Origin of the sequence: Caballeronia sordidicola (assembly GCF_000729995.1) — a bacterium.
Taxonomy (GTDB): domain Bacteria; phylum Pseudomonadota; class Gammaproteobacteria; order Burkholderiales; family Burkholderiaceae; genus Caballeronia; species Caballeronia sordidicola_A.
This window is the reverse complement of record NZ_JNFG01000015.1, coordinates 133441-149627: the sequence shown is the minus strand read 5'-3', so window position 1 is coordinate 149627 and position 16187 is coordinate 133441. Positions and strand designations below refer to the sequence as shown.

At 58.7% G+C, this 16187-nt stretch carries 12 protein-coding genes; 2 read left to right on the top strand and 10 right to left on the bottom strand.

Annotated elements, in window-relative coordinates; genetic code table 11:
- Window positions 1-57: 57 nt before the first annotated feature.
- From FH08_RS0116375 to FH08_RS0116365, 3 genes are all read right to left on the bottom strand, one after another.
- Entirely contained in the window at window positions 58-717 is a 660-nt protein-coding gene (locus tag FH08_RS0116375) for an NAD-dependent epimerase/dehydratase family protein (protein WP_031359354.1), read from the bottom strand.
- The gene (locus tag FH08_RS0116370) at window positions 714-1643 is read right to left on the bottom strand and encodes an SDR family oxidoreductase (protein ID WP_031359353.1); all 930 of its coding nucleotides are present in this window, start codon (window positions 1641-1643) and stop codon (window positions 714-716) included. The genes FH08_RS0116375 and FH08_RS0116370 overlap by 4 nt, the downstream gene beginning before the upstream one ends.
- A gap of 95 nt (window positions 1644-1738) precedes the next feature.
- On the bottom strand, window positions 1739-2323 hold the full coding sequence (locus FH08_RS0116365; RefSeq protein WP_031359352.1) for a TetR/AcrR family transcriptional regulator: 585 nt from the start codon (window positions 2321-2323) through the stop codon (window positions 1739-1741).
- Window positions 2324-2568: 245 nt separating this feature from the next.
- Between FH08_RS0116365 and FH08_RS0116360 the strand changes: the two genes are divergently transcribed.
- Window positions 2569-4203 carry a hypothetical protein gene (locus FH08_RS0116360; protein ID WP_031359351.1) on the top strand — a complete coding sequence of 545 codons (1635 nt, stop codon included), beginning with the start codon at window positions 2569-2571 and terminating at the stop codon, window positions 4201-4203.
- Window positions 4204-4503: 300 nt separating this feature from the next.
- Entirely contained in the window at window positions 4504-5571 is a 1068-nt protein-coding gene (locus FH08_RS0116355; protein WP_031359350.1) for an AI-2E family transporter, read from the top strand.
- Between the two features lie 88 nt (window positions 5572-5659).
- Here the strand turns inward: FH08_RS0116355 and FH08_RS0116350 are convergent, their stop codons facing one another.
- The 7 genes from FH08_RS0116350 to FH08_RS0116320 all read right to left on the bottom strand — a co-directional run bounded on the left by FH08_RS0116350 (window position 5660) and on the right by FH08_RS0116320 (window position 16077).
- Entirely contained in the window at window positions 5660-7180 is a 1521-nt protein-coding gene (locus FH08_RS0116350) for a SpoVR family protein (protein WP_419178010.1), read from the bottom strand.
- Window positions 7181-7308: 128 nt separating this feature from the next.
- Window positions 7309-8574 carry a YeaH/YhbH family protein gene (locus tag FH08_RS0116345; protein WP_031359348.1) on the bottom strand — a complete coding sequence of 422 codons (1266 nt, stop codon included), beginning with the start codon at window positions 8572-8574 and terminating at the stop codon, window positions 7309-7311.
- A gap of 291 nt (window positions 8575-8865) precedes the next feature.
- Complete coding sequence (locus tag FH08_RS0116340) at window positions 8866-10788, bottom strand: PrkA family serine protein kinase (RefSeq protein ID WP_031359347.1); 1923 nt, start codon at window positions 10786-10788, stop codon at window positions 8866-8868.
- A 781-nt stretch (window positions 10789-11569) separates the two neighbouring features.
- Window positions 11570-12331, bottom strand: coding sequence for a 2-keto-4-pentenoate hydratase (locus tag FH08_RS0116335; protein ID WP_031359346.1), 762 nt, complete (start codon window positions 12329-12331; stop codon window positions 11570-11572).
- A 65-nt stretch (window positions 12332-12396) separates the two neighbouring features.
- Entirely contained in the window at window positions 12397-12618 is a 222-nt protein-coding gene (locus tag FH08_RS51895) for a hypothetical protein (RefSeq protein ID WP_152602848.1), read from the bottom strand.
- 163 nt (window positions 12619-12781) lie between these two features.
- The gene (locus FH08_RS0116330) at window positions 12782-14533 is read right to left on the bottom strand and encodes a methyl-accepting chemotaxis protein (RefSeq protein WP_031359345.1); all 1752 of its coding nucleotides are present in this window, start codon (window positions 14531-14533) and stop codon (window positions 12782-12784) included.
- Between the two features lie 446 nt (window positions 14534-14979).
- Window positions 14980-16077 carry a LacI family DNA-binding transcriptional regulator gene (locus FH08_RS0116320; RefSeq protein WP_081889490.1) on the bottom strand — a complete coding sequence of 366 codons (1098 nt, stop codon included), beginning with the start codon at window positions 16075-16077 and terminating at the stop codon, window positions 14980-14982.
- Window positions 16078-16187 lie beyond the last annotated feature (110 nt).

Below are 16187 nucleotides of genomic sequence, written 5' to 3'. Positions count from 1 at the left end.
ATGATTCGGTCGTTTGGGCCCTAGACGCGAATGCGCGGGTTCGAACGATTGTTCTCTCTAATACCGCGCAATGTCCCGCGTCTCCAACACCCGCGACGCGGCGCCTTCCCTGGCCACTGCGATCATCGCCCGCCCCAACTGGCTGGTCGTCGTAATCGCGTTCGGGAATGCGCGCCGCATCACGGGAAACACGGGACGCAGCAGCGAAATCGCCATCTGATACACGGCTGTCTTCGAGCGAATTCCGTCCATCGGCTGGATCATTCCGGGGCGATACATATACGCTGCCTTGAACGGCATGCGCAGCAGCGCGTTTTCGGTGCGGCCTTTTACGCGCGCCCACATGCTGCGTCCGCGCTCGGTGGTATCGGTTCCCGCGCCCGTCACGTACGAGAAGGTCATGCCCGGATTAACACGCGACAAGGTCCTGCCGACTGCGACCGTCAGATCGTAAGTGAGGTGCGTGTAGTCGGCCTCACTCATCCGAAACGACGACACGCCCAGCAAGAAAAAGCAGGCATCGAAACCGGTGAGTTCGGCCTCGATCGACGTGAGGTCGAAGAGATCCTTATGCACGATCTCGGCGAGCTTCGGGTACTTCTGCCCCGTCGCATTGCGCCCCACGGTAACCACTCGTTCGATATCCTTATCAAGCAGGCATTCGCGCAATACGCCCTGCCCGACCATTCCCGTCGCGCCAAAAATAAGCACTTTCATGATTTTCCCGGCCAAGACACGCCTGTCAGTTTCACCGATACATCCCACAGTTTAGCGGCAACCGCCGTGTCCTTCGCCTGAGGATAGATGCGCGCCTCGGCGGGGGCGCCGATCAACTCCTGGAAACCGTTCGGGCCGTAATAAGCGGCAGCCCGTGCATCGGATGAGGTGGCCGCCAACAGCGTGGGCAGCGCGCCTTCCGCTGCGCTATGGCTGAGGAAAGGCATCATTACGCGACTGACCAGCGACATCACGCCCGAATTGCCGGGCCCGTTTGCGATGAGATCCGTCCGCGCAAAACCCGGATGCGCGGCGTTGCTCATGAGGCCCCAGCCGTTTGCGTCGCTGCGGCGTTGCAGCTCCAGTGCGAATATCAGCATGGCGAGCTTCGACTGTTCATACGCCGGCCACGCTTTATAAGCGCGCTCGCCTTGCAGATTGTCGAAAGCAATCTTTCCCCGCCGATGCGCAATGCTGCTCAGGTTAACCACGCGCGGCGCGACGCTCTTTTGCAACAACGGAAGCAACTGCGCGGTCAGCGCGAAGTGACCGAGATAGTTGGTGCCGAACTGGCGTTCGAAGCCATCGGAGGTTGTTTCATGCTTGGGCAACATCATCACGCCGGCATTGTTCACGAGCAGATCGATCGACTCGCCTTCTTCAAGCAATCGCTGTGTGGCGCTCGAGATCGACGCGAGACTCGCGAGGTCGATGGCTTCAAAGCGGATCCGGGCATTGGGCACTTCACGGCGAATGCGTTCGAGCGCGGTTCGCCCTTTCGCGTCGCTGCGCCCGGTGAGAATCACGTCGGCGCCTGCCCGGGCCAGTTCAAGCGATGTTTCGTAACCCAGTCCACCGGTCGCGCCGGTCACCAACGCGCGCTTGCCCGTTTGCGGGGGAATGTTGGCTGTGGTCCATGTACTCATGTGCTAGTCCTTCAGAGTGTTTTTGCGTGAGTAATCAGTCATTAAAACGTCAGATAAAGCCAACGACAAAACGCGCTCGGTGATCAATCGGTCATTCAACTATCCGCATTGCGAGCGATGCCGTTCCAGAACACCTTGAATCCGATCGTCCGATAACGACTGGCTTCTTCCGGATAAGCGGTCATGAAAGCCATCGTGGTTTCGGCCATCGACTTCATGCTTGCAGCAATAAACGCGACCGGATAAGCATGCAAAATGCCGGTGTCGATACTGTTTTGTGCGAGCGCTTCGATCTCGGCAAACGGTTCATAACCGACTGCCTTCGACTCTTCGCTGACCACATCCGCCACCGACAACTGATCGAGCACATTCAGCCGCTGTGGATTCGCAACACCCCAATCAACGAATGCGTTCCACAAATACTCGAGCCGATCGCGTATGGATCCCGTCCGGGGAAACCGCGTCATAAGCGCATCGGCCAGATCGAGCTTGATGGATCGGTATAGCGCGTTCACCAGTTCGTCCTTCGTGCGGAAGTATGTGAACAACGTACCTTCCGCCACACCCGCCTGCTTCGATATAGCCGACGTCGGCGCAGCCGCGAGTCCTCGCTTGGCAAAAACCTGTTCCGCGGCGAGCAGCAGCGCGTTGTATTTGTCGTCGCTTTTAGGTCGGGCCATCGTGCGTGATCGAATCGATTGATTAATGAGTGAATACTCAATTATACCTATTTTTGAGATACCGGCAAGACGACGGCGGGGGACTTGGCCATCAGACTCGCTACCAGCGTCACGTAACGCCGGTTGGTTTCATATCCGTTCACGACAACATCAATCCAGCCGGGCGACAGATTGCCGTGCAGCCCCTTATTGATATGATCTAACCCCACCTTGTCCTGTGCGGTGCAAATCGCGCCACCTGATCGATGTCCGACTCCTCCGACTCCTTTATCGCCCCCTTGCAGCCGTTCCTGATTTTTCTGCGTCACGCGGTGCAAGCAAAGCAGAATGGGCAAGCGGAGGCACAGTCGATCTGGCTGCAAGCAGCCGCATGTCTTCACAACATGGACGACGGCTCACTCGACGGACTGATGATCGGGCTGATCGAGCAAGAGCGCCATGACGAAGTCTTTGCACTAGCCAATGCGGTTGCACAACTCAATCCTGACAGCGTTGCCGCCAACGTTTGCCTCGGGTATGCGCTGCAGATGGCGAACCGGCACCACGACGCGCTGCAGCCATATCGCCACGCGATGAGCATCAAGGCTGACTTCCCGAATTTGCGAAAGAACCTTGCAATAGCACTCAGGACTTCAGGCGGTGATCCTTTCGAGGAAATGAAGCTTCTCGAGGAGGTGGTCGAGGCCGATCCGCAAGACGGCGACGCCTGGAGCAATCTCACCTTGGCCAGACTCGGGTGTCGGGACCTTGATGGAGCACTGGCTGCAAGCGCGCGGGCGGTGGAACTGAACGGTCGCAATGAGGCCGCGTGGACCAATCGTGTGCAGGCACTCAAGGAGTCGCAGAGGTGGGACGAGGCGGAGCACCATGCAATGGTCGCATCTGATCTGGCTCCGGATGATGCTTCGCTACGCACCGGTCTTGCGGTCCTGCGCCTGTTGCGAGGCAATTACGCCGAAGGCTGGCCTGGACACGAAGCGCGCTGGGAAGATCCATCGACTATGAAGTTGCATGCACGGCCAGTGTTTTCCGCCCCGCGCTGGCAGGGTGAGCCACTCGCAGACAAAACATTGCTGGTCTGGGGCGAACAGGGTATGGGTGACGTGCTGCAGTTCTGCCGCTATATCCCCGCTCTGGCCGCGCGTGTTCATCTCGAGGGCGGCCGCATTGTGTGGAACTCGTTTGCCCAGATGGGCGAACTCCTGGCGCGCAGTCTGGGCGAACACGTCGACGGGTATACAGCCGGCGGTGGCATCGAATCACTGCCGCCGTTCGACTATGAAATTCCACTGGTGAGCCTGCCGCTCGTGCTCGGCACCACCGAAGCCACGATTCCGAATGCTGTGCCCTATCTGCGCCCAGACCCCGCCGCAAGCGCCGCCTGGCGCGCGCGCCTTGCCGGAGAAAAACGACTCAAGGTTGGACTCGCCTGGACCGGAAGCCTTAATCACGGCCGCAATCCATTTCGCCGCGTCGGCTGGGAGCGCTACGCGTCCTGGTTCCGCGACATTGACGGCGTGGCGTTCTATTCGCTGCAACCAGGTGCGACGGACGACGTCGCGGCCGCGCAATCAGCGGGGCTGACGATAGCCGATTACACCGCCGAGTTCGCAACCTTCGACGACACGGCGGCATTCGTCACCGCGCTGGATCTGGTCATTACCGTGTGTACATCGGTTGCGCATCTCAGCGGAGCGCTCGGCCAGCGTACCTGGGTGTTGCTCGACGTCAATCCTTACTGGCCGTGGTTGCTGGAGCGGCGTGACAGCCCCTGGTACCCGAGCGCCACACTGTACCGCCAACGGCAGTTTGCGCAGTGGGACGCTGTGCTCGATGAAGTCGCCCGGGATCTGAGCGCGCTCGCGCAATCTCCCGTGTGATCGGCTGGCTGCTTTCCCCGACAAGGGGACCAAAACTTCCGCCATGGTCACGCTATCCAAACAGCCGTATGGATTTGGATTTAACCGGCGCCGTTCGCGCAGTCAAAGCAGCGGCAATTCTGAATCTTGGCGTACCAAAAAAGGCCATTTCTTGAAGGGTATCCCTGAATAAACCTTAAAAAGGCGGCTACCTGGACCAAAACTTGCGCGTGCTAGCATCCCGCAATCGCATTGGTCAGGGTGATCACGCGTTGATTCCCGCGCTCGTCATTCCAGGACTCCGCCTCAATCAGGGATCTCATGAATAGCCGCACGGTTCACCAGAACTTCTTCCACCTCTTGCTGTTCGTTGTCACAGTTGCGCTCTGCTGGATCTTGCTGCCGTTCTTTGGCGCGATCTTCTGGGGCACGATTCTCGCGATCCTGTTCCAGCCGTTGCAGCGTTATCTCGCCGCTAAATTCGGCAAGCGGCGCAATCTGGCGGCGTTCGCCACCCTGGGCTTGACGATCGTGATCGTGATCCTGCCGCTCAGCTTCGTCGCGGCCACGCTCGTCCAGGAAATTGGCTTGGCATATGCCCAGGTGAAGGCCGGCCAGCCCAATTTCACGACCTACTTCCAGCAGGCCATTCACGCGCTGCCGAACTCGGTGCAGACGCTGCTGGGCCGGTTCGGACTCACCGATATCCCGAGCATTCAGCAACGGCTGACCAGTGGCGCGGCTGCGATCAGCCAGTTCGTGGCCTCGCAAGCGTTGAACATTGGCCAGAACACGTTCCAGTTTGTGATCAGCTTCGGCGTGATGCTGTATCTCGTATTTTTCCTGTTGCGCGACGGCGGTGAAATCGGGCGGCGCATCCGTCGCGCGCTGCCCCTGGACGACGAGCCCAAGCGGCACTTGATCGCCAAGTTCACGACCGTCGTCCGGGCCACCGTGAAGGGCAATATCGCGGTCGCAGCCGTCCAGGGGTTCCTCGGCGGCATGATCTTCATGTTCCTGGGTATCCAGGGTTCGCTGCTGTGGGGCGTGCTGATGGCGTTCCTATCGCTGCTGCCGGCCATTGGCGCCGCGTTGGTCTGGGCACCGGCCGCCGCCTATTTCCTGCTCACCGGCGATATCTGGCGCGGCGTGATCCTGATTCTGTTTTGCGTGGTAGTCATCGGCCTGGTGGACAACGTGCTGCGCCCTATCCTGGTCGGCAAGGACACAAAAATGCCTGACTGGGTGGTGCTGATTTCCACGCTGGGTGGCATGGGATTGTTCGGGATCAACGGCTTCGTGATCGGACCGCTGATCGCCGCGCTGTTCATGGCGAGCTGGGATTTGTTCACGCAAGACGAAGAAGCCAGGAGGATCGATAAAGTCTAGGGTCCCGGTTCGGCTCAATAAAAAACCGGCTCGCTGATTAACTCAGCGAGCCGGTTTTTTTAAACCTCAACGCACGATGGCAAATGACTCAGCGTTTCTCCGCCCCTGCGTATTTACAATCGAAGCGCTTTCTCACCGTGCCGTTTTCGTCGACGCTTTCAAGATACACGTCGAATTGCCATAACCGCGCCATGTGCTTGAGGACCTCTTCGCTGTCATTGGTCAAATGACGGTTATCGGTCATGAAATGGCGCAGCGTCAGGCTGCGATCGCCACGGGTATTGACTGAATACACCTGGATATTCGGCTCACGATGATGCATGTCGTACTGCCGCGACAACGCCTGGCGGACATATCGGTATCCGCTTTCGTCGTGAATAGCGGAGACCTCCAGCGAGTCGCGCATATCGTCGTCGAGAATGGAGAACAAGCGCATTTCGCGAATCAGATGCGGCGATAAATACTGCGCAATAAAACTCTCGTCCTTGAAATTGCGCATGGCGTAGTGCAGCGCTTCAAGCCAGTCGCTGCCGGCAAGCTCCGGAAACCATTCGCGATCCTCGTCCGTTGGGTGTTCGCAGATGCGGCGAATATCGCTCATCATGGAAAAGCCCAGCGCATACGGATTGATGCCGCTGTAATACTGCTTGGTCACAGGCGGTTGATACACCACGTTGCTGTGCGAATGCAGGAACTCCATCATGAAACCGTCTTCCAGACGGCCTTCCGCATAAAGCGTATTGAGCAGCGTGTAATGCCAGAACGTGGCCCACCCTTCGTTCATGACCTGCGTTTGCCGCTGCGGATAGAAATACTGGCCGACCTTTCGGACAATGCGAATAACTTCGCGCTCCCATGGCTCGAGCAGCGGCGCATTTTTCTCCGCGAAATACAGCAGGTTTTCCTGCGGTTCCGGCGGATAACGGCTTTCAATTTCCTCGGTCGTTGTCGCCTTTTTATTGGGCAGCGTACGCCAGAGTTCATTCACTTGCGACTGCAAATAGGCTTCGCGCTCGCGCCGCGCGGCCACTTCCTTCGCCAGCGACAATTTCTGCGGCCGCTTATACCGGTCCACGCCATAGTTCATCAGCGCGTGACATGAGTCGAGCAGTTCCTCCACCCGATCAATGCCATGTCGCTCCTCGCATTCCGCGATGTAATTCTTCGCATAAACGAGGTAGTCAACAATGGCGTGCGCGTCCGTCCACAGCCTGAACAGGTAGTTGCCCTTGAAAAACGAGTTGTGTCCGTACGCCGCGTGCGCGATGACGAGCGCCTGCATCGTCATCGTGTTTTCTTCCATCAGGTACGCAATGCAAGGATTCGAGTTGATGACGATCTCGTACGCCAGGCCCATTTGCCCGCGCCGGTAGCTCTTCTCGGTGGACAGGAAGTGCTTGCCGAACGACCAGTGCCGATAGTTCACCGGCATGCCGACCGATGCGTACGCGTCCATCATCTGCTCGGCACTGATGAGTTCGAGCTGGATCGGGTACACGTCAAGCCCATAGCGTTGCGCGACACGGGCAATCTCGGTGTCGTATTCCTCGATCAGCTCGAAGGTCCAGTCCGATGGACACGGCAACGGCCTTTTTTCCGCCACGTTCATGGTGTCTCCTTCCGACGCCGGGCTTTTGCGAGGCTTCCTGGCCTTTTGCGGCGCGCTGTCTTGTGCTTTCAGTTCTTCGCCAGGTTTGAGGTGATACCCACGTGCTTCGTTGTCCAAATGCCGAGTCGTCATGCAGCCGCCTGCTGTTTCTCAAACAATTCGCGAAAGACAGGATAAATATCCGCGGCCGATTGGACCTTCTTCATCGCGAGTTCAGGCGCGCTTTGCGCCAGATGAGCATATTCCACCCAGAGATTCTGCTCCTCAGGCGCGACTTGAATATAAGCAAAATAGCGCACCTTCTGCAAAATGTCCTCGGCGAGAAGCTTCCGGCACTTGGGTGAATCGTCGGTCCAGTTGTCGCCGTCGGACGCTTGCGCGCCGTAGATATTCCACTCGGCGGGGGAATACCGTTCATCCATGATCTTCTTCATCAACTCGAGCGCGCTGGACACGACCGTCCCGCCGCTTTCGGTCGAATGGAAGAACGTTTCTTCGTCCACTTCTTCGGCGCGCGTGTGATGCCGGATGAAGACGACTTCGATTTTTTCGTAATTCCGGTTCAGGAACAGGTACAAAAGAATGAAGAAGCGCTTTGACAGATCCTTGCGCTGCTCGTCCATGGAGCCGGACACGTCCATCAGACAAAACATCACGGCCTTGCTCGAGGGCGTGGGCTGTCTGGTCCGGTTGACGTAGCGCAGGTCGAATGGGTCGATGAAAGGAATTCGCGTGATGCGTCCTTTGATGATCACGATATCGGCTTCCAGCCGCGCGATCTCCTCGGGGTCGCCTTTCTCGTCAAGGAGCACTTCCAACTGCCGCTCCATCTCATGCAACTGACGCGCCAACGGCGACCCTAGCGCGATCCGCCGCCCGAGCGCGCTGCGCAGCGAACGGACGACATCGATATTGTTCGGCGTTCCTTCAGCCGAAAACCCTGCCCGCACGTTTTTCCACGTGGGCACGGCGGCCAGTTGAGTTTTGACGAGGCGCGGGAGCTCGAGGTCGTCGAAGAAATACTGCATGAATTCTTCGCGCGACAACTCGAACACGAAGTCGTCCTGCCCTTCGCCCTCGTTACTCGCGGTCTTACCGCCGCCACCGCCGCCGCCACTCGGGCGCGCAATCTTGTCGCCACGAATGTATTCGGCGTTACCCGGATGCACGAGCTCGCGCTTTCCGCCAGGACCATGCCGGAACGACGGTTCGGCGATGTCCTTTTTCGGAATTGTGATGCTTTGCGTACTCTGGATATCCTTGATGCTTCGGTCCCGAACGGCATCCGACACCGCGCGGCGAATATAGTTTTTGACACGACGCAAAAAGCGTTCGCGGTTGGCAATGCTCTTGTTCTTGCCGGCTAACCTGCGGTCGATGATTTGATGCAGCACATCCAGTCTCCCGCGTAATTGGCGAGGAAGCGAAGCGCTCGCGGTCTGAACCGCGCGCGGCGGCGCAAGACCGTAAGGCACTCGCCAAGATGTTCGCGTTTCCGCTGGCACGTGGGCCAGCATCACGCGAACCTTTGACTCAAAACTGACAGACTCAAAACTTGCAACGCAACCACGATTCAATCACGTTTTACCGGGCTTCGCTGAGAACTCATTCGCCTCCCTGTCGTAAACCATCAAAAATCACACTTTCTCACGCAGCATCACGGCGACCGCTTCACGGCGACCGCTTTACGACGACTTCCGCACCCGCAGATACCAATCGCAGAGCAGCCGCACTTGCTTCGGCGTATAGCCCTTCGCGACCATGCGGTTCACAAAGTCCTCATGCTTGCGCTGTTCTTCTGCCGATCCTTTGGCATTGAACGAGATCACCGGCAAAAGTTCTTCGGTGTTTGAGAACATCTTCTTCTCGATCACCACGCGCAACTTCTCGTAGCTGATCCACGCCGGATTCTTGCCGCCGTTCGCAGCTCGAGCCCGCAGCACGAAGTTCACGATCTCGTTGCGGAAGTCCTTCGGGTTGCTGATGCCAGCCGGCTTCTCGATCTTTTCCAGTTCCGCATTCAACGAAGCGCGGTCGAAACTTTCTCCGGTATCGTGATCGCGGAATTCCTGGTCCTGGATCCAGAAATCGGCGTACGTGACGTAACGATCGAAGATGTTTTGTCCATACTCCGAATACGATTCCAGGTACGCGGTCTGAATCTCCTTGCCAATGAACTCGGCATACCGCGACGCGAGGACGTCCTTGATGAACGACAGGTACTTCTGCTCCGTTTCCGGCGGGAACTGCTCGCGTTCGATCTGCTGTTCGAGCACGTACATCAGGTGCACCGGATTGGCTGCGACTTCGGTGGAATCGAAGTTGAATACCCGGGAAAGAATCTTGAATGCAAAGCGAGTAGAAACCCCGTTCATGCCTTCATCGACGCCCGCAAAATCGCGGTACTCCTGGAACGATTTTGCCTTCGGGTCCGTGTCCTTGAGGTTGTCACCGTCGTAGACCTGCATCTTCGAAAAGAGGCTGGAATTTTCCGGCTCATGCAGACGCGTGAGCACCGCCATTTGCGCCATCATCTTCAACGTACCTGGTGCGCAAACAGCGTTCGTCAACGAAGAATTACGCAGCAGCTTCTCGTAGATCTTCATCTCTTCGCTGTAGCGCAGGCAGTACGGCACCTTGACCACGAAGATACGATCGAGCAGTGCTTCGTTGTTCTTGTTATTGCGGAACGTCTTCCATTCCGACTCGTTCGAGTGAGCCAGGACCACACCGTCGAACGGGATTGCACCGAAACCTTCCGTGCCCTTGAAGTTGCCTTCCTGGGTAGCGGTCAGCAGCGGGTGCAGCACCTTGATCGGAGCCTTGAACATTTCGACGAACTCAAGCAAGCCCTGGTTCGCGAGACACAGTCCACCGGAGTAGCTGTACGCGTCAGCGTCGTCTTGCGAAAAGGTTTCGAGCTTGCGGATGTCGACCTTGCCGACGAGTGACGAGATGTCCTGATTGTTCTCATCGCCCGGTTCGGTCTTGGCTATACCGATCTGGCGCAGGATGGAGGGATAACGGCGAACGATGCGGAACTTGCGGATGTCGCCATTGAATTCGTGAAGGCGCTTCACTGCCCACGGACTCAGGATGTTCTTGAGATAGCGGCGCGGAATGCCGTATTGCTCTTCGAGGATAGGACCGTCTTCATCGTAGTCGAACAGCCCGAGCGGCGACTCATTGACGGGCGAACCCTTGATTGCATAGAACGGAACACGCTCGGCGAGTTGCTTCAGACGTTCGGCAATGGATGACTTGCCACCGCCTACCGGCCCAAGCAAATACAGAATCTGTTTCTTCTCTTCAAGACCCTGAGCAGCATGCCTGAAGTACGACACCACTTGCTCGATCACTTCCTCCATTCCGTAGAACTCACGGAACGCCGGATACACCTTGATGACCTTGTTTGCAAACACACGCGATAAGCGCGGGTCGGTACGTGTGTCGACGGACTCCGGTTCCCCGATTGCCGACAACATCCGTTCGCCCGCTGTTGCATACGTTGCAGGATCATCTTTGCAGAGCGCGAGATACTCTTCGAGCGAGAATTCCTCCTCGCGGGTTTTTTCGAAGCGGGTCGCGAAACTGCTGTAGATATCCATGCTACCTCCTCGCCGAAGTCAGAAAGCAATGTGTGCGCGGCGCGCCTAATCAGAACAACATCGCTTCAGTTCATCCTAAACCCTTTCGAATTTTTTTTCATGCAAATGCGTTGTTGATTTGCTTCGAAGTATTCCTAGCTTGGTGGAATATTTTCGTTCACCTACAATCATCATCCCGACTCGCGAAACGTTTTCCGTATTGGCTGCATAGCCTTGCTGTACAAGCCCCGGACCCATGCGACATGCTGGCAGCCGAACACCTTGGCTGCTGCTGCCGGTGGTCCAGCGTTGCCCGCATTTATGCATTGAGCGTTTATGTCGCTCATATGCCGCTCCTGTCCCATACCTGTCCCGCTTCTATCCTGCTTCTATCCCGCTTCTATCCCGTCCCTATGCTGCGCCTGTGCGGAGTTGTCCCTCTGTTGTCCCCCGCTCATCCACAAGCTCATCCACACGTTATCCACCGGTTATCCCATATACGCGTCGTAGCACCGGAACGATGCAACGCATGGTGCGTTTTTTTTACAATCGGCTCTCCAATGTCATTCGATAGCAGGCTCTCAAATGGTGTGCGCCTCTCTTACTAAACGATAGGCCCCCGCATCCGTTGACCGCTTAAACCCCGCTTGAACCCCGCCCAACCTCCCGTTATACCCGCTTGACGGACAGGGATTTAAACGCCAAAAAAAAGCACCCGAGTGAGTGCCTTTTTTGATGTAACACGGGCGCATGAATGTTTTCCGCACGCCCTGTCACCACGTCGCCGGATGCTGCAAAAATGTCATTCCAGCGTCAGTTCGATGTCGCCGATCCGGTCCACCCGACCGCTTACCAACCCTGGCCCGTCGACCCGCCGCGCGCCCGTGTAGGAGCCGGTGGTGATGGTCCAGAAGGGCTGGACCGTGTGTCCGTGAGTGCTGCAGTGATTGACGAACCACACCAGCAGTTCCCGGGGATCGCCGGCCGGATTGCCGGTGCTCGCCGGCACGATCGAGACGCCGTCGACAGACAGTTCGAGCAGCGGTGAGAGGAAATCGAAGCTGGGAGCGATCACGTCATACGGCTCCATCTTGCCGACGACCAGTGCTCCGTTGTTCTGCGAGTCGGCAAGTTGTGCCAGCGTCGCCAGGTTCGGCCATTGGGCGAAGCGGCTATCCACCACCTCAAGCGCCACGGCCATGCTGCCCAGTGCCGCGAACACTTCGCTGCGGCTGTAAGGTTCGTCACGAGGCGGCAATGCGTACGAAAAACGAAACGCAATCTCAAGTTCAATCAGCGCGCGGAAAAACGAAGCGTGCGCAATGCGCGCCGGCGACGTGTGGACGAGTTCCGCGTCAATGGGCGCCGTGTTCGCCAGCGCGCCCGGCGCACGCGCACCGACCTTCCAGGCGCCGATTCGCGCGCCGGAAAGGGTCAGAACTTCGTGCTGGATGGCGTAAGCCGCTTCGGCGTCGGCGGGGATATCGACTGACTCGAGGTCTTCTATCAGCGTGCGCTGGCGGCGGGCCTGAACGAGTTGCGCGGCAAGGGTGGATCCGGTCATGGCAAGCGTCCTGTGGTGGTGATCGAAACGCGTTCTAATCCCGTGAAGGTTGAACGAAATTCCGCTCAGTGTACGGGGAAGTCGACATAGATCGCGAGTTCGGGTCTCAGCAGCAGGGGTTTCGGGATGGCGGTTGCGCGATGCCTGGATCGCCGCGCGGGTGGGTTCTTGTGTTGAGCGCAGCGTGCATCCGGGCTCGACGGCAACGCGCTGATCGGGCCCTTGTCGCGTGTGCACATGCTGGAGCGTGTGCCCTGGGCGGCAGGATCGCCGATGGGAAGCGTCAACCCCGACAAGCCTGATCAGCGGCGTCCGGGTTGCGAGCGCATGCTCGGATTAATCGGGCCAATTGGGTTAATCGAAGCAAAGCAAACTGCTCGCGGTCAATAAAAAACGCTCCGCAAACGAGGTTCGCGGAGGGCGTTTGACTGAATCGACCCGCTCAGTCAATCAAAAGGTTTGCCAATCGCCGGTAGCTGCTGCTGCCACAGGCCGAGCCACCACCGGCCGAGCTGCAACCGACGCTTTAGCCGATGCCGATGCCGATCCCACTGCCGGCGCCGCACGCCGCGGCTTCGCCGCAACGGCCACGCGCGGCTTCGCTGCCGCGGATGATCCGGGCCTCGCAGCAGCGCGGCTGAAACCCGCTTCACCTGTGCCGTCGTCGTCGAGTTGAAATACCGCCACGGCCTGGCGCAGTTTCGCTGCCTGATCTTCCAGCGATTGCGCCGCCGCCGCTGCTTCCTCGACCAGCGCAGCGTTCTGCTGCGTCACTTCGTCCATCTGCGTGACCGCGCGCGCCACTTGTTCAATGCCGCTGCTCTGCTCCTGCGATGCTGCCGCGATCTCGCCCATGATGTCGGTGACACGTTGCACCGCGCCGATGATCTCGTTCATCGTGCGGCCGGCTTCGTCGACCAGCGAGGTCCCCGATTGGACGCGCTCGACCGACGTATCGATAAGACCCTTGATCTCCTTCGCCGCCGCCGACGAGCGTTGAGCGAGGTTGCGCACTTCGCCCGCGACGACGGCGAAACCGCGCCCTTCCTCACCGGCCCGTGCGGCTTCCACGGCCGCGTTCAGCGCGAGGATATTGGTCTGGAACGCAATTCCTTCGATAATCGTAATAATGTCCGCGATTTTCGCCGAGCTCTGGTTGATATCGCCCATGGTGTCGACCACTTGAGCCACCACGCGGCTGCCCTTGTTGGCGATCTCCGACGCGTTCGCCGCCAGCGAACTTGCCTGCCGGGCGTTATCGGCGTTCTGCTTCACGGTGCCGGTCAGTTCGTCCATGCTCGACGCGGTTTCCTGCAGCGCCGACGCCTGTTCTTCCGTGCGCGACGACAAGTCGATATTGCCCGCTGCGATCTCCTTGGTCGCCGTCGCGATGGATTCGGTGCCCGAACGCACGCTGCGAACCGTCCCCACGAGACTGGCCTGCATCCGCGCCAGACCTTGCATCAGCAGGCCCATTTCGTCGCGTGAAGTGGCGACGACCTTGCCGCGCAGATCGCCGGCTGCGATCGCTTCGAAATGCTCGAGCGCGGCGTCCAGCGGCCGGCCGATCGCGCGGCGCAGCGCAATCCACGAAAACACAGCGGCGGCCAGTCCGGCGACGATCGCGATCACGCTCAACGTGCGAAAAGTCGCCGCTGCCGATTGAGCCGCGTCGTAGCCTTGCCTCGCGCCATCGAACTGGAATTTGCGCAGCGCGTCGTTGGCTGTCGACAGTTCGCCGTAGGCGACCTGCATCGCTTTGGCTGTCTCGACGATGCGCGCCTGGTCGTTGGCCTTGACAGCCTCATAGCCGCTGTCGATCACCTTTTGCAGCGCGAGGCGTTTGGCGTTGGAGGTATCGGCGAGTTGCTTTTCGGTAGGGTCCTGCGGCAGCTCGGAGTACTTTTTCCAGAAGTCGTTGGCAAAGCCGCGCATCATGCCGCCTCGCTCGATGGTCGCCGCTACTTCCGGCGTCCCAGCCAGAAACGCCGCCCGGTCGAATATGAGCCGTTCCCGTGCCGTATAAAGCTCCGCGTTGCTGACGGCGTTGGCGCTCGGCATCTGGTCTTCGAACGTGTTGCGATAGGCCTGGTTCGACTGCGTCATGCCATAAAGCCCCAATGCGCCGATCGCGAGCAGCAGCAGCCCCAGAAAGGCCATCGTCAGACCGAGACGTGCCTTGATCGTTAAACTCATGTTCATGATTTTCCTTGGAGCTGCGTATAAAAATGTCGGCACGGCGGGGATCTGACATCGCGATTCGGAGCGAGATCAAATTCGCGTGCTTGGACATCTTTTACGGCGTGTGCGCGGTGCACTTGAGGAAATCCATGAAATGTTATTTCGTCTAATGATTTACCCTGAGAACTTTAGATGCGCGTTATTCAGCAAAAGATCTCATTAATGCAATTGTTGTAAACAATTCAGGATGAATGCCACCGTCGGATCAATGACCGCGGGTGGAACGGGTTGCGGTTTGATTCGGGAGAAAGGGGAAGCGAGGATGCTGCCTGGCGCGGTGGTTGAAGAGTCTCTCGAGATTTTTTGATCCCTATCGCGAACGGTTCGCGCGCCGCATGGCACTGACGCACGGGGTTTGCCGACGCGACGCCGGCAAACCCCGAATGCGAATGCCCCGTTGCCCGGCTTCAGGCTTTCTCGGTATTGCCCTGACCTAGCGCCACGGAATTCGCTGCAGCATTTGATCCGGCCGCCGCATCTTTCCGATACGCCAGCGGCATCACCTCCGGCACGACCGCGGTCGATTCACGCAGGATCATGCGCGGCGTCACGACGCGCCGCCGCGTGGTCGCCGGCACCTTGCCCGCGATCCGGTCAATCAACGTCTGCGCGGCCAGCTCCCCGAGTTCGCGTACCGATTGCCCGACCGTCGACAACGCCGGATAGGTGTATCGGCTCAATTCGATATCGTCGAAACCGATGATCGAACAGTCACGCGGCACGTTGATGCCCCGCTCCGCCGCCGCCCGCAACGCACCGACGCCCATCATGTCGTTGCACGCAAAAATGCCGGTGGGCTTGAGGGTATCGAAGAGCTGGGAGGCCGCTTCGTAACCGCCGGTGGCCGAAAATCCGCTTTGCTGAATGGCGTTCGGCTCGATCTCGATGCCCCGCTCCGCCATTGCACGGATAAATCCGTGGACGCGCATTGCGCTGACCGCCGTGCCGATCGGGCCCGTGATGCAGCCTACCCGCGAGTGGCCGAGTTGCAGCAAGTGGCGGGTCGCCAGATAGCCGCCCTTCTCGTGGTCGATCTGCACCAGATCCGCCGATACGCCTTCAATATTCCGGTCCAGGATCACCAGCGGTTCGCGCGAACCGGCCAGGCTTTGCGCCAGCACCGCATCTTCGCCCGCCGACGCAATCACCAGCCCGTCGATGCGTTTTTCCTGCAATACACGCAAGTAGCTGCGCTGCTTGGCAGGGTCGTCGTCCGAATTGCAGAAGAACATGCAGTAGCCATTCTTCGCGCAGCCGTCTTCCACCCCGCGCGCCAGTTCCGCGAAGTACGGATTAGTTGCGTTCGGCACCAGCAAGCCGATGGTGAGCGTGTTGCGCGCCTTGAGAGAACGCGCCACTGCCGAGGGCACGTAATCCAGTTCCAGGATCGCGCGCTCCACCTTCAGCCGCACTTCAGCCGACACGGGCCGCGAGTTGTTCACGACATGAGACACCGTTGTGAACGATACGCCCGCAATGGCTGCTACATCTTTGATCGTCGCCATACTTGGTCCTTCTCTCTAACTTGGTCTTGCTTCTAGCTCTTCTTGATTGGCCCCCGCAACGCGCATCCTGCTGCGCTGCCCGCTAGCCTTGCGTCACCGGTTGCCAGCTT